This is a genomic window from Streptomyces sp. NPDC008137 (genome assembly GCF_042957035.1).
Taxonomy (GTDB): domain Bacteria; phylum Actinomycetota; class Actinomycetes; order Streptomycetales; family Streptomycetaceae; genus Streptomyces.
The window spans coordinates 1-12876 of the sequence record NZ_JBIBHN010000031.1 but is presented as its reverse complement, the minus strand read 5'-3'; the positions used below and the strand labels follow the sequence as shown (position 1 = coordinate 12876).

At 67.0% G+C, this 12876-nt stretch carries 14 protein-coding genes; 9 read left to right on the top strand and 5 right to left on the bottom strand.

Annotation, left to right across the window (positions count from 1 at the left end; all coding sequences use genetic code 11):
• The first annotated feature begins 180 nt into the window (after positions 1–180).
• Positions 181–606 (top strand): hypothetical protein, encoded by a 426-nt coding sequence (locus ACFZBT_RS33545; RefSeq protein ID WP_391111776.1) that lies wholly within the window; start codon positions 181–183, stop codon positions 604–606.
• Positions 607–687: 81 nt separating this feature from the next.
• Positions 688–1083, top strand: a complete 396-nt coding sequence (locus ACFZBT_RS33540) for a hypothetical protein (RefSeq protein ID WP_391111773.1) — start codon at positions 688–690, stop codon at positions 1081–1083.
• 316 nt (positions 1084–1399) lie between these two features.
• On the opposite strand, the gene ACFZBT_RS33535 is transcribed toward ACFZBT_RS33540, so the two are convergent.
• Positions 1400–1621 (bottom strand): DUF397 domain-containing protein, encoded by a 222-nt coding sequence (locus ACFZBT_RS33535; protein WP_391111770.1) that lies wholly within the window; start codon positions 1619–1621, stop codon positions 1400–1402.
• On the bottom strand, positions 1618–2451 hold the full coding sequence (locus ACFZBT_RS33530) for a Scr1 family TA system antitoxin-like transcriptional regulator (RefSeq protein ID WP_391111767.1): 834 nt from the start codon (positions 2449–2451) through the stop codon (positions 1618–1620). The genes ACFZBT_RS33535 and ACFZBT_RS33530 overlap by 4 nt, the downstream gene beginning before the upstream one ends.
• Positions 2452–2587: 136 nt before the next feature.
• Here ACFZBT_RS33530 and ACFZBT_RS33525 point away from each other — a divergent pair, with 136 nt between their 5' ends.
• The 4 genes from ACFZBT_RS33525 (at position 2588) to ACFZBT_RS33510 (ending at position 6173) form a co-directional block, all read left to right on the top strand.
• Positions 2588–2725 (top strand): hypothetical protein, encoded by a 138-nt coding sequence (locus ACFZBT_RS33525; protein ID WP_391111764.1) that lies wholly within the window; start codon positions 2588–2590, stop codon positions 2723–2725.
• Positions 2726–2786: 61 nt separating this feature from the next.
• Entirely contained in the window at positions 2787–3050 is a 264-nt protein-coding gene (locus ACFZBT_RS33520; protein ID WP_391111761.1) for a hypothetical protein, read from the top strand.
• A gap of 190 nt (positions 3051–3240) precedes the next feature.
• Entirely contained in the window at positions 3241–4023 is a 783-nt protein-coding gene (locus ACFZBT_RS33515; protein WP_391111758.1) for a hypothetical protein, read from the top strand.
• An 83-nt stretch (positions 4024–4106) separates the two neighbouring features.
• Positions 4107–6173 (top strand): pectinesterase family protein, encoded by a 2067-nt coding sequence (locus tag ACFZBT_RS33510; RefSeq protein WP_391111755.1) that lies wholly within the window; start codon positions 4107–4109, stop codon positions 6171–6173.
• A 69-nt stretch (positions 6174–6242) separates the two neighbouring features.
• Here the strand turns inward: ACFZBT_RS33510 and ACFZBT_RS33505 are convergent, their stop codons facing one another.
• The 3 genes from ACFZBT_RS33505 to ACFZBT_RS33495 form a co-directional block, all read right to left on the bottom strand.
• Positions 6243–7277 (bottom strand): cellulase family glycosylhydrolase, encoded by a 1035-nt coding sequence (locus tag ACFZBT_RS33505; RefSeq protein ID WP_391111753.1) that lies wholly within the window; start codon positions 7275–7277, stop codon positions 6243–6245.
• A gap of 152 nt (positions 7278–7429) precedes the next feature.
• A complete protein-coding gene (locus tag ACFZBT_RS33500) occupies positions 7430–8665 on the bottom strand; it encodes an LmeA family phospholipid-binding protein (RefSeq protein WP_391111750.1) in 1236 nt (411 codons plus the stop codon).
• A gap of 58 nt (positions 8666–8723) precedes the next feature.
• Positions 8724–10547: a 5'-nucleotidase C-terminal domain-containing protein gene (locus ACFZBT_RS33495; protein ID WP_391111748.1), complete on the bottom strand. Its 1824-nt coding sequence runs from the start codon at positions 10545–10547 to the stop codon at positions 8724–8726.
• 192 nt (positions 10548–10739) lie between these two features.
• Between ACFZBT_RS33495 and mshD the strand changes: the two genes are divergently transcribed.
• The 3 genes from mshD to ACFZBT_RS33480 all read left to right on the top strand — a co-directional run bounded on the left by mshD (position 10740) and on the right by ACFZBT_RS33480 (position 12794).
• Positions 10740–11666: a mycothiol synthase gene (gene mshD / locus ACFZBT_RS33490; protein ID WP_391111745.1), complete on the top strand. Its 927-nt coding sequence runs from the start codon at positions 10740–10742 to the stop codon at positions 11664–11666.
• A 112-nt stretch (positions 11667–11778) separates the two neighbouring features.
• Positions 11779–12603 carry a Scr1 family TA system antitoxin-like transcriptional regulator gene (locus ACFZBT_RS33485; RefSeq protein ID WP_391111741.1) on the top strand — a complete coding sequence of 275 codons (825 nt, stop codon included), beginning with the start codon at positions 11779–11781 and terminating at the stop codon, positions 12601–12603.
• Positions 12600–12794, top strand: coding sequence for a DUF397 domain-containing protein (locus ACFZBT_RS33480; RefSeq protein WP_391111738.1), 195 nt, complete (start codon positions 12600–12602; stop codon positions 12792–12794). Before ACFZBT_RS33485 ends, ACFZBT_RS33480 begins: the two co-directional genes overlap by 4 nt.
• The last annotated feature ends 82 nt before the right edge of the window (positions 12795–12876 follow it).

Sequence of the window (12876 nt, the reverse complement as noted above, 5' to 3'; positions counted from 1 at the left end):
TGGTCGAGAATGGACTCCCGGTATACAGTCCTGATCACCGCCGGTAATTGTCGATCGCATTGCATATCTGTGCGACGACAGGATTCGCGCGCCATGAACGGGGGTTCCTGCGCATAGCGAGATCCTACGGTTCGGTGTTCCGCGAGACCCAACGACTCAATGACCCAATGGGGGAGAAAAATGCTTCGCAAGCTGCGCATGCGCCATCTTGTAACTGTGGCAGTTGCCATGCCCACCGCCATGATCCTCGCCTCCGGTAGTGCGCAAGCCGCCGGAAACACGACCCTCGTCTACACAGCCGATGGGGGCAGCATCATGGGCGGAAAGGCGATCCTGTTTGGCAACTCGAGCCCGGAAAGACTTCAGGCCTGCGATACAGAGACGGATGGCCACAGCGTCATCGCCCTGGTGACGTGGAACGATCACGGCCCTCGCGGTGCGGAAATCGTGGACTCTGATGGATCGTCCGATTTCTGCGACAACAAGCCCGGGAACATAAAGATAGTGCAGATACCGGAGGGAGCCGGGTACATGGTTACGGCGTGCCTTTACGAGTCGGGATCCAAGAAGAAGTGGGCCTGCGACTCCAAGTCCGGCGCGGCGTGATCAAAAGCCTCTCCACGGGTGTCAACTCAGACGCGCTCAGCTAAAGCGCGTACTCACCACTGAAACAAGAAAGGAACGGCTATGGCTAAACCGTTCACCCGGATTGCAGTTGTCGGCGCATCCCTCGCCGTGGTCTACGCTGGATCTACGCCGGCCTGGGCTGCGGATGTGGGAGTTCAGTGGGAAAACAAGGTGATATCCCTTTCTGCTGGGCGAGGCGACATGGCCTTCCACGACGATGGTGACGTCTTCGAGGTCTGTGACACCAAAGCGGATGGCGCGGGTGTCACTGGCTCTGTGTACGAGAGGGACCCCGTGACGCTGAATGTCAAGAAGGTCCGGTCCGTCAGTGACGGTGGAGACGCCGGCTGCGGCAAGATCAGCGACTACGACGTCGGCAGATGGCAGATTTACATGCTCCTTGACAGCCATGCTGCCGGTGTACCCTCCGTAAAATCAGAGTGGTTCGGCGAGTAACAAGCAACCAAGCAGACCAACCAGCGTGCCCCAGAGCATTTCTGGTACACCATCTGGCGGGAGATGTGGCTGAAGACCCAGAGCGTCGACAGAGGTCCGAACGGGCATCGGCCATCGGATGTGTGATGGGGTTCGCAATTCTGGTGGCAGCGGTCGCATGGACGATGATCTTTGGTCGCTAGCGTATGTTCGGTGAAGCAGCCTGTTCGGCTCAATTCACACCGCGGAACGTGTAGTGGAAGATCACGTGGTAGGCCAGTCGCCCTCTCGTCCGGTGCCGACCGTTGCCGCCGCTGCCTGATTGCTCGACGAGCTTTCACCGGTCGGTGTGGACAGACCTCCCGGCCTTGACGCCGACCAGGAACGACATCCAGGGGCTCGCGCCGAACACGAGTATCGGGCTGTGGGGGAGCTTGCTGTCGCGGACCGGGAGTATGCCGGGGTGGCCGTCGGCGACCTCCAGGCAGTTGGTCTGCCCTCCATCGCTGTAGGACGACTTTCGCCACACGGCGGTACTGAGGTCGAGGGTTCGGTTCATGATTTGCACTCCTCCAAGAGACGCTTGATGAACACTGTCGACTCCTCCGGAGTCAGCGCCGCGTCCCTGACGAGATCGTAGGACCAGCGGAAGGACAAGACCTTGTCCGGGTCGTCGATCAACTCGCCGAAGCTGTTGCCTTCCACGTAGGCAACGGGGTCTCCGACTCGTTGCCACAACAGCGTGAGGTGGCTGTTCATGAGGTCGTGAACGCCTGCCGCGTGAGGCAGCACCTGAAGGGCGACCGATGGCAACTCGGCCGCATCCAGCAAGCGCGACAACTGGTCGGCCCACACCTTCGCATCGGGCACGGGGCGTCGAAGCGCCCCCTCGTCCAGGATCACGCGGATGCTGGGCGCCGGGTCGCGGTAGAGCAACTCCTGTCGCCCCATGCGCAAGGCCACCTGTTCCTCGATCTCCTCGCTGTTGCCAGCCGTTGTCTGGGCTCTGGACAACCCTGACAACACCGTGCGGGCATACTCTTCGGTCTGCAACAGCCCAGGCACCGCCAGCTGGAACATCCACATGACCCGAGCCGTCGCCTCCAGCTCCATGAACGCCTTGTACTTGTCCTTGATGACCTCCTTGCGCGCGTCCCGCCACAGGCGAAGAAGCAGGTCACCGGACTCGTAGTAGCTGTCAAGGTCCTCCATGACCGACCGTTTGGAAAGCCGCTCCCCCTTCTCCAGGCGGAAGAGATAGCTCTTGTCGTACGCCGTCTCCGCCGACAGCTGCGCAAGCGTCTTGCCTGCCTTCTCCCGCAGGAACCGCAGAGTCCGTCCGAGCTCAGCTCGCCTCGACTCCCGTTCTTCGTCAACGAATTCGCCCATGTCACCCCTCCCCGTTGCCTGGCGCCCAGACAACGCCAGCCCTCTTCCAGAGCGTACGCGCGAGCCGTAACCATCAGGGCACGAACGGTAATCACCGCTCGTCAACCCCTGCCTGCCTCCCCGAAGGGGACACCCCATGCGCCTACGCCTCCGCGCCGCCGAACTCTGCGAGTCCCTGCTCCTCGCCCTCGTACGACTCCTGCTGCCCGCCCGAGGGCGTCATCGAGCCGCCACGGCGCCCCCGCCCCGCGCATCCCCCGGCCCCTCCACGTAGAGCCCCTCGTCATGGACACCCCATTGGTGCGGCCCTACCTCCGTGACCTGGAGATCTACGCATGAGGCTGCTCCCCTGGGCCGGCGACGACGGCAAGGCCTGTTACCTGTCCACCGACGCCCCCCACAGCCGTCTCTCACAGCTCGCCGACGACGTCGAGGCCGCTCAACTCGCCTCCGCCGAGCAGGTGCTCGCGGGCGCCAGGGCCGTACTCGCAGACGCCAAGGCCGGTGAACGCGCCGTGCGTTTCGCGCTGACGAGGGCCGTGGAGTCCCTGGGAGACGTGCTGCGCGTCGCGGTCAGCCGAGACAGCGGCACCCGATAAAGCAGGACAAGCCCGCCCCCTAGCTGTCGATGTCCTGTCGTACCCACCAGTACCGCAAACACTCGCACCCGTTCTGGCATCTTCACTGCCGTCACAGAACGACAAGCAGGAGTGAGCGACCCCCATGCGTCTCATTCGTAAGTCAACTCTCAGGAAATCCGGCCTTGTTGCCGCTTCCACCGCCCTCGCCATGACCGGTCTGCTGGCCGGCGCGGGGACCGCCTCCGCCGGACCCGCCGGGGCGACCAACATCCGGGGCGTCGACCCCGGTGACACCGACCGGATGATCGAGCGGCTGTGCGGTCAGGAGACGAGCCTGACGGGCGTCTACGGTGCCCTCAACGTCGAGACCGGTGAGTTCAAGACCCAGGACGAGTACCTGCGGGACGTCTTCGGGCTGTGGAAGCCCGCCGGGCCGTGGGAGCTCTTCCGCGGCTGGTGCGGGTACGCCGAGGCCTCGACCTGGTCCATCAAGGGCGACACCGTCCGCACGTCCCGGTGGATCGGCAACAAGGGCTCCGCCGACGACAAGGAGACCTTCGTCAGCAGCTACAGCACCAAGACGTTCGCGAAGAAGAGCGTCGGCGGCACCATCAGCCTCTCCCTCGCCAAGAGCATCTTCAGCGGAACCGTGGGCGGCAGCGCCGGGTACGAGTGGGGCTGGGAGAAGGAGTCCAAGTTCGAGACCCGCAGCGAGAAGACCATTCCGCCCTGCCGGCAGGTCGCCGTGACCTGGACGCCGTATCAGCGCGTGGTGCGCGTGAACCCTGTCTTCCACGTCGAGGACTACCAGTGGAACAAGGGCGACGGCGACCGGACCGTGCACAGCTGGCGTGACCGGGGGTACCAGACGATCTACTCGCACGGGTACTACATCGACGGCATCTCCGACAAGCTCCTCCCCAGCGGCCAGCCCGACGGCCGTGAGGACAAGATCGAGGAGAAGCTCGACCCCGCGTCCTGCACGAAGTAAGGCAGACAGCACGAGGCGGCAACCTTTCCGTGTGGGGCGGCGACTGATCAGCGGTCATTCCCCCACACGGATCGGATCGCCGTATGAGTGAGCCGCGCAGCAAGGCCCGTCATCGTCACCGCAGAAGCCGCACCGCCCTGGCCGTCACGGTCCCCCTGGCCCTGACGGCCGCCGGCACCCTCGCCTACGGCAGCGACCTCGGCGTGCTCGGCGGCAGCGGCCGGGAGGCCTCCGCAGCCGCCCCGGCCTGGGCGACAGCCACCGCCGACGGGTTCGCCTCCGTCAACTCCCTCGGGCAGAACGGGACGTACGGCGGGCGGGACGGCAAGACCGTCACGGTGAAGACACAGGCCGAGTTGGAGAAGTACGCCACCGCCGCCGAGCCGTACGTCATCGTCGTCGCCGGGGCCATCAACATGAACCCGGTCGGCAAAGAGATCAAGGTCCAGTCCGACAAGACCATCGTGGGTCAGGGGACTTCCGGGCACATCGTCGGCGGGGGCTTCTTCCTCGGGTCCGGTGTGCACAATGTGATCATCCGGAACTTGACCATCCGGGATGCCTACCAGGGCATCTGGAACGACAAGGACCATGACTTCGACGCCGTCCAGATGGACGGCGCCCATCACGTCTGGATCGATCACAACGATCTGCGGCACATGGCCGACGGGCTCATCGACGTCCGCAAGGACTCGACGAACGTCACCGTCTCCTGGAACAAGCTGAGCGACAACAACAAGACCTTCGGCATCGGCTGGACCGAGAACGTCAAGACCGACATCACGATCCACCACAACTGGATCCGCGAGACCGAGCAGCGCAACCCCTCGACCGACAACGCCGCTCACGCGCACCTCTACAACAACTTCCTCGAGGACGCCGCCGGTACCGCCATCAAGTCGTCGTACGGCAACTACTCGCGCGGCGCGACGAAGATGGTCCTGGAGAACTCCTACTTCCAGGGTGTCAAGAACCCCGTCATCAAGGACAGCGGCGCCGCGATCGTGCAGCGCGGGAGCGTCTTCTCCGGGACCAGTGGACGGAACGAGAGCGGCGGGAGCGCCTTCGATCCGAAGGCCTACTACCCGTACACCCTCGACCAGGCCGCCGACATCCCCGGCATCCTCCGGTCCGGGGCCGGGCCCCGTACCGGTATCGGTACGACGGCCGCCGCCTCCACCAAGGCCGCCGCCGCGACCACCCTCACCGTCGCCGCCGACGGCAGCGGCCAGTACCGGACCGTGCAGGCCGCCGTGAACGCCGTACCGGCGAACAATCCCGCCCGCGTGGTCATCGCCGTGAAGCCGGGGACGTACCGGGAACTCGTGAAGGTGCCGTCCAACAAGCCGCACGTCACCATCCAGGGCACCGGCGGCAGCCGCAAGGACACGACGATCGTCTACAACAACGCGGCCGGTACGCCCAAGCCCGGCGGCGGTACGTACGGCACCGGTGGGAGCGCCACCGTCGCCGTCGAGGCCGACGACTTCCAGGCGCGGAATTTGACCATCTCCAACGACTTCGACGAGAAGGCCAACCAGAGCCTCAGCGGGCATCAGGCCGTCGCCCTGCGGACCGCCGCCGACAAGGTGTTCCTGGACGGGATCATCGTCAACGGCGACCAGGACACGCTGCTGCTCGACACCGCCGCCAAGGACAAGCTCGGGCGGGTCTACGTCAGCAATTCCTACGTCACCGGCAACGTCGACTTCATCTTCGGGCGGGCCACGGCCGTCGTCGACAAGTCCGTCATCACGCTGAAGAAGCGCTGGGACGGGACCTCGGCCGGATACGTCACGGCTCCCAGTACGGCCGCCAACCGCAAGGGCATCCTGATCGCCAACTCCACGGTGAACGGCGATGTGTCGAACGGCAGCTTCTATCTCGGGCGGCCCTGGCACGCGGGTGGGGACGCGTCCCTCGATCCGCAGACCACCGTCCGGAACACGAGCCTCAGCGCCGCGGTCAAGTCCACACCGTGGACCGACATGAGCGGCTTCTCGTGGAAGGACGACCGGTTCGCCGAGTACAAGAACAGCGGGGCGGGGGCGGGCGGCGCGAGCGGCAACCGGCCGCACCTCACCGACGCGCAGGCCGCCGGCCAGGAGGTCGCGGACTGGCTCGCGGGCTGGACGCCCTCGGCGTCCTGAGAACTCCCTTCCGGGTTCGGCTGACGAGCGGCGCCGAACCCGGAAGGGTCACCATGCCTCGGGAGAGGCTTACTGCTTCCAGGCGTAGTGCAGCCGGTCCAGGCCGCTCTGGTTGTTCACCTTCAGGCTGAGCTTCGTGCCCGTGCCCTGGAGGGTGGTGAGGGAGTAGGTGTCGCCGTTGCGCAGGCCGGGCCAGTAGACCGAGCCGAGGCCCAGCTCCCGGATGGTGTCGGTCGCGGCCTGGATGTAGGCGATCTCGTTGGAGGTGCCCACCGGGCCGTTGTAGTCCAGGCCGGTGGTCATGGAGGCGCCGAACTCGTCGAGGATCGTGCGGGAGGCGCAGTCGCCGATGCGCGACTTGAAGTCCGCCTTCCACTGGTCGACGCTCGTCCAGTCGGTGTGCCAGAAGCCGTAGTTGTGCAGGGCGAGGCGGGTGCCCTTGAGGCGCGGGTCGGCGCAGACCGGCTTGACGTCCTCGCTGTACTTGTAGCCGCCGATCAGGATCCGGTCGCGGGGTATGAAGCGGTGGCTGCTCACCCACTGCGCGGCGATGTCGGTCCACTCCTGGGCGGTGTAGCCGAACGGCTCGTTCATCGGCTCGAAGTACACCTTGGAGTTGTGGGCGTAGGAGGTGGTGATCCGCGCCCACATGCGGTCCCAGGAGGCCTGGTCGTCGATCTTGCCGTCCTTGGCGTTGTCGGCCTCCCAGTAGCCCAGGATGACCTTGAAGCCCTTGGCGGTGGCGGCGTCGATCGCGGCCCGGTACGACTTCCAGAACGGGCCGTTCACCGAGGTCGGGTTGACCGGGAGACGGACGGTGTTGGCGCCGAGCTTGGAGAAGCCGGTGATGATCGCCTTCGACTTGGCGTACGTGGTGGCGTAGCCGTCGGTGGTGGACAGGCCCGAGGGCACGACCGCGTCATCGGCGTAGTTGTCGCGCGGGTCGGCCCAGTTGACGCCCTTGAAGTCGCTGACGGGCGGCGGCGTGGCGGGGCGGTGGGCGGGTGAGGCGGCGGCGGGGGAGGCGAGCGCTCCGCCGAATGCCGTGACACAGGCCAGCAGCGCCCCCACGCAAGCTGTCCCGCGATGGTTCCTTTGAGACACGACATCCCCTTCTGAGCAGGTGCGAAGGTGAGCAGCCCGCAGTGGACCGCTCAGTGGAGCACGAAACTAGAAGGGGACTCGAACATAGGTCAACACTTCTGCACACAAAGTTTCACCCAGGGAGGGGCCCGGGGCCTGGGAGGCGGGGCGGATCAGCCGCCCACCGACAGCCCCGACCCCGACAGCCGCACCTTGATGCCGTCCTCCTCGACCCGTACGTCCTCCAGCTTCACATCCCCCTGCTCCGGCTTGGGCAGCTCGAACGCCAGCGCCAGACGGTCGGCCAGGACCGGGCGGGTCAGGCTCGACAGCTCGCCGAGGAGGTCGGGGTCGAGGCCCAGGCGCTTGAGCACCTCGGGGTTGTTCAGGGCGAGGTCGATGAGGTTGAGGCGTTCGGCCTGGCGGGCGAAGCGCGGGGAGCCGGTCAGCTCGGCGAGCTTGCCGTCGTCGGCCAGGGCCTCGTCCACGGTCGCCTCGGGCACGCCCATGCGCTGCACGATGGCCGGCACCGACAGCAGCGCCTTGGCCTTCTGGGTCTCCCGGGCCAGGTCGGCGGAGGCCTTGGGCGTCAGATGCAGTCCCTCCGAGGCCCGCTTGCCGGGGCGGTAGGTGGCCAGGTCCCCGATGTCCAGGCGCATGCCGCCGATCTCCGTGGCGATGCCCCGCTCCCCCTGCCGCTGGATCCGGGCCTCGGCCCGCAGCTTCAGGTTGTGCCCGGCGACCGGCAGGGTGCCGCGCGCCCGCACCCGGTCCCGGCCCTCGCCGGTGAACGTCACCTGGGAGGCGCCGAGTTCGCGGTTGAGGTCCTCGAAGGACAGCATGACGTCCCCGTCGAAGCGGGGAACATCCGCGCCGCGCACGGAGGTCAGACCGTCGGCGTTCAGCCGCACGTCATGGGCCGTGGCCGACACCTTCGCCAGCGAGACCCGGTCGGCGGCGACGTCCGGGACGGTCACCTTCACCGACTCCAGCCGCTTGTCGGCGAGCTGGGTGAGGAAGGGGAAGCCGCCGATCTCCACCTCGGGCGCGGCGGCCAGGTCCAGGCGGTCCTTGAGGGTGCCCGCGGCCTTGTGCTCGGCGTACAGCACCGCCCAGCGGTCACCGAGGGCGGCGAACGATGCGAGAACGACCAGGCCCACCACCGCCTTCACCGCGAGCGGCAGCCCGGCGAAACGATTCTTTCGACGTCGGCCGCCACGGCGGTGGTCGGGCGGCGACCACTCCGGCTCCGGCTCGTCCCGCTGCTCCGCGTCCTCGCCGAGGAAGTCCTGCAGAGGGGTCGCCTCCAGAGGCCCGTCGTCGAGGGTGCCGAGTTCGTCGTAGGGGTTGAGGGGCTGCTCGGAGCGGTCGTCGGGATGATGCGTGTCTATGCGGTGGGGGGTGCGCATCGTCTCATCCGACCATGCGCACCGCCCCTCCCCGCAACCTGAACCCCGCCTATGCGATTTACTTCACGATCGTGATGCGGTCCGCATTGGGCGGCGCGATCGGGTTACCGGCCGACGAGTTGGCCGTCAGGTACTGCTCCAGAGCGGCCAGGTCGTCGAGGCCGACGACGTCGTTCGTGCCCTGGCCCAGCGTCGGGAATCCGTCGCCGCCGCCCGCGAGGAAGCTGTTCGTCGCGACGCGGTAGGTGGCCGCCGGGTCGATGGCCGCACCGTTCAGCTTGATGCTGTCCGTGACCACTCGGTCGGCGCCGGACTTGGTGAGGTCCAGCGTGTAGGTCAGGCCCGACGACACCTGGAGCACCTTCGGCGCCGCCGCGTTCGCGCCGGTCACCTGCTCCTTGAGGACCTGGATCAGCTGCGCGCCCGTGAAGTTCTGCAGGTTCACGGTGTTCGCGAACGGCTGGACCGTGAAGCCCTCGGCGTACGTCACGACACCGTCGCCCTCACCGGCCTTCGCCGCGTACGTCAGCGGCGCGCGGATACCACCGGGGTTCATCAGGGCCAGGTCGGTCTCCGGGTCGAGCTTCTTGCCGTACGCGAGCTGGGCGTCGGCGATCAGGTCGCCGAGCGGGGACTCGCTGCCGGTGTTGCCGATGTCGCCGGAGATGTAGCCGATCGGCTTGTTGCCGATGGGCGCGGCCAGGGTGTTCCACTTGCTGATCAGCTCGGTCATGTCGGGCGCCTTGGGGACGTCCCGGGTGACCACGCGGTTCGCCGACTTCACGGCCGTACGGGCGATGTCGCCGGTCTTGCGGTCGTACGTCAGCGTCGTGTCGGTGTAGAGGCGGCCGAAGGACGCGGCCGAGGTGACCATGCGGGGCTTGCCCGACGGGTCGTCGATCGAGCACACGTACGCGTTGTGGGTGTGGCCGGTGACCAGCGCGTCCACCTGCGGCGTGACGTTCTTGGCGATGTCGACGATCGGCCCGGAGACACCGTCGCCCGCGCCCGGGGAGTCACAGTCGTAGTTGTACGACGTCGACGCCGGGAAGCCGCCCTCGTGGATGAGGGCGACAATCGACTTCACGCCCTTCTTCCGCAGCTCCTTGGCGTACTTGTTGATCGTCTCGACCTCGTCCTTGAAGGTCAGGCCCTTGACGCCCTCGGCGGAGACGATGTCCGGGGTGCCCTCCAGGGTCACGCCGATGAAGCCGACCTTGACGTCCTTCTTCTTCCACACCCAGTAGGGCTTGAGGATCGGCTTCTTCGTCTTCTCGTCGAGGACGTTGGCGGCCAGGTAGGGGAAGTCGGCGCCCTTGAACTTCTTGTCCGTGTAGCAGCCGTCCTTCGGGTGGCAGCCGCCCTTCTGCAGGCGGCCCAGCTCCTTGGCGCCCTCGTCGAACTCGTGGTTGCCGACGGACGTGACGTCGAGGTCGAGCTTGTTCAGCGCCTCGATGGTCGGCTCGTCGTGGAAGAGCCCGGAGATCAGCGGGGAGGCACCGACCATGTCGCCACCGGCGGCGGTGACGGAGTACTTCTCGCCCTTGCGGGCCTCACGCAGGTGCGTGGCCAGGTACTCGACACCACCGGCGTCGATGGTCTTCGTCGTACCGTCCGCCTGCTGCTCGGTGACCCGGCCGGACGAACCGGCCGGCGGCTCCAGGTTGCCGTGCAGGTCGTTGAACGACAGCAGCTGCACATCCTGGTAGCGGCCGGGCCAGTGACCGCCCTTGCGCTGGTCCTCGCCGGCGGTCGCCGACCCCGGCAGCCCGGCGGCGGCCAGCGCGCCGACGGTGACGACACCGGCGGCGAGAGCGGCGAAACGGTTCGTACGACGTCTACGGCGCTCCTGGTGCACCGGTGCCGGTGAAGTGGCTGGCATACGCCCCCCTGTCGGGTCTGCAGTTGTGTCTGCTGCTGGTCTGCTGCTGGTCTGCTTTTGTGTCTGCTCGGACGGTGATGTCGTCCGGCGCAGCCTAGAGTCAACGCGCGTAGCGCGACAGGGCTTTCGTGGTTACGACCTGGTTGCTTCTTTGCCGCCGTTTTCCCGGTGGGTCCCCGTACCCTCGTACGCATGACCAGCGACGACACCGTACGGCCCGGACGCCCCCGCTCGATCGAGACCCTTGCCGCGCTCTCCCCCGAGCAGACCGAGGCCGTGCTCGGACTGCTCGCCGAGGCGGCCCGGACCGACGGGCAGCAGGCGGTGTCCGAACAGGGCCGGTTGCAGTTGCGCGGCGGCGAGCGGGAGGGCGTGGCCCATCTGCTGCTCACCGTCGACGGCGAACTCGTCGGCTACGCCCAGCTGGAGGACACCGACCCGGTCGAGCCGCCGGCCGCCGAGTTGGTCGTCCACCCCGGGCATCGCGGGCACGGACACGGTCGGGCACTCGGCTCCGCCCTGCTGGCCGCCTCCGGCAAGCGGCTGCGGGTGTGGGCGCACGGCGGCCACTCCGCCGCCCGGCATCTCGCGCAGGTCCTGGGCCTGACGCTGTTTCGCGAACTGCGCCAGATGCGCCGCCCGTTGACCGGCTTCGACGCGCCCTACCCGAAGCTCCCCCCGGGCGTCAGCGTCCGCCCCTTCGTCCCCGGCCGGGACGACGCGGCCTGGCTCGCCGTGAACGCCGCCGCCTTCGCCCACCACCCCGAGCAGGGCTCCCTCACCCAGCGGGACCTCGACGACCGCAAGTCCGAGCCGTGGTTCGACCCCGCCGGTTTCTTCCTCGCCTTCCGCGGCGACGAACTCGTCGGCTTCCACTGGACCAAGGTCCACGCCGAGGAGGGCCTCGGCGAGGTCTACGTACTCGGCGTCGGCCCCGGCGCCCAGGGCGGCGGCCTCGGCAAGTCCCTCACCACGATCGGCCTGCGGCACCTGGCGCGGCAGGGCCTGCCGACGGCGATGCTCTACGTCGACGCCGACAACAAGGCGGCGGTGACGGTGTACGAACGGCTGGGGTTCGAGACGCACGAGGTGGATCTGATGTACCGGACGGAGACCTGACAGCCCGGTGACGAGCGGTGATTACTTTTCGCGCCTGACTCGTCACTGATCGCGCGTACGCTGCGGAAGAGGTCCGGTGTTGCCTGGCGCGCAGGCAACGGGGAGGGGTGGCGTGGGCGAGAAGGTTGACGCGGAGCCGGTATCCGGGCGGGCGATGCTCGGGCAGACGCTGAGGGTCCTGCGGGAGAAGGCCGGGAAGTCACTGGGGCAGTTGGCTGACGAGACCGGCTACGAGAAGAGTTATCTGAGCCGGCTGGAGTCGGGTGAGCGGCTGTCCAAGGTCACGGTCATGGAGGATCTGGACGGGTACTACGGCACGGGTGACCTGCTCTTGAGCCACTGGAAGGCGGCTCGGCTGGATGCGTTCAAGGATCAGTACAAGAAGTTCATGGCGCTGGAGGCGACAGCGCGGATCATGTGGAAGTTCTCGCCGGGGATTCCCGGGCTGCTGCAGACCGAGGACTTCGCTCGCGGGGTGTTGTCCGGCGCTCGGACAACGGCTGACGGAGACGAGGCTGTCGAGGAGCAAGTAGCCGCTCGGCTCGGACGGCAGTCTGTGCTGAGGCAGAAGCCGGAACCCGAGGTCCGGATCATCATGGACGAGTTCGCGCTCCGACGTCCCGCCGCCCTGGGCAAGACATGGCACGACCAGTTACTGCACCTTGAAGCCGCCGCGCTGTGGCCCAACTTGGCGCTCCAGGTACTGCCGTTCTCGGCAGGTGCGCATCACCATATGAACGGATCGCTGACGCTGCTCTGGCAGAGGAATGGAAGCGCCGTTGCCTACACGGAAGGCAACAGCGGTGGTCGGCTGATCGAAGATCTGGACGAGGTTCTTCGGGAGCGATCGTCCTACGATCGGCTTCGCGACCTGGCGCTGTCCCCCTCGGACTCGCTCGCGTTCATCAGGGCCGTACTGGAGGAGCACAGATCATGACGAGCACCCGCGACCTCACCACCGCCGTGTGGCGCAAGTCGTCCTACAGCGACGGTGGAGACAACAACTGCGTCGAGGTCGCCAACACCCCCGCCACGATCCACATCCGAGACTCCAAGACCCCGGACACTCCCTACGTAACTGTCGCTTCCACGACGTGGGCGTCGTTTCTCACCTACGTCACCGACTGACTGTCGGGGCCGCCCGCTTCTTGGCAGTGTCGTGCTTCCACGGCCTGCCTCAAGGGCGCTGCGCGTCGGCTTCGCCGATCGG

Bases quoted from the DNA above. Each gene is read 5' to 3' on its own strand.
- ACFZBT_RS33545 (WP_391111776.1), top strand. From the start codon at position 181: ATGCTTCGCAAGCTGCGCATGCGCCATCTTGTAACTGTGGCAGTTGCC.
- ACFZBT_RS33540 (WP_391111773.1), top strand. From the start codon at position 688: ATGGCTAAACCGTTCACCCGGATTGCAGTTGTCGGCGCATCCCTCGCC.
- ACFZBT_RS33535 (WP_391111770.1), bottom strand. From the start codon at position 1,621: ATGAACCGAACCCTCGACCTCAGTACCGCCGTGTGGCGAAAGTCGTCC.
- ACFZBT_RS33530 (WP_391111767.1), bottom strand. From the start codon at position 2,451: ATGGGCGAATTCGTTGACGAAGAACGGGAGTCGAGGCGAGCTGAGCTC.
- ACFZBT_RS33525 (WP_391111764.1), top strand. From the start codon at position 2,588: ATGCGCCTACGCCTCCGCGCCGCCGAACTCTGCGAGTCCCTGCTCCTC.
- ACFZBT_RS33520 (WP_391111761.1), top strand. From the start codon at position 2,787: ATGAGGCTGCTCCCCTGGGCCGGCGACGACGGCAAGGCCTGTTACCTG.
- ACFZBT_RS33515 (WP_391111758.1), top strand. From the start codon at position 3,241: ATGACCGGTCTGCTGGCCGGCGCGGGGACCGCCTCCGCCGGACCCGCC.
- ACFZBT_RS33510 (WP_391111755.1), top strand. From the start codon at position 4,107: ATGAGTGAGCCGCGCAGCAAGGCCCGTCATCGTCACCGCAGAAGCCGC.
- ACFZBT_RS33500 (WP_391111750.1), bottom strand. From the start codon at position 8,665: ATGCGCACCCCCCACCGCATAGACACGCATCATCCCGACGACCGCTCC.
- ACFZBT_RS33495 (WP_391111748.1), bottom strand. From the start codon at position 10,547: ATGCCAGCCACTTCACCGGCACCGGTGCACCAGGAGCGCCGTAGACGT.
- mshD (WP_391111745.1), top strand. From the start codon at position 10,740: ATGACCAGCGACGACACCGTACGGCCCGGACGCCCCCGCTCGATCGAG.
- ACFZBT_RS33480 (WP_391111738.1), top strand. From the start codon at position 12,600: ATGACGAGCACCCGCGACCTCACCACCGCCGTGTGGCGCAAGTCGTCC.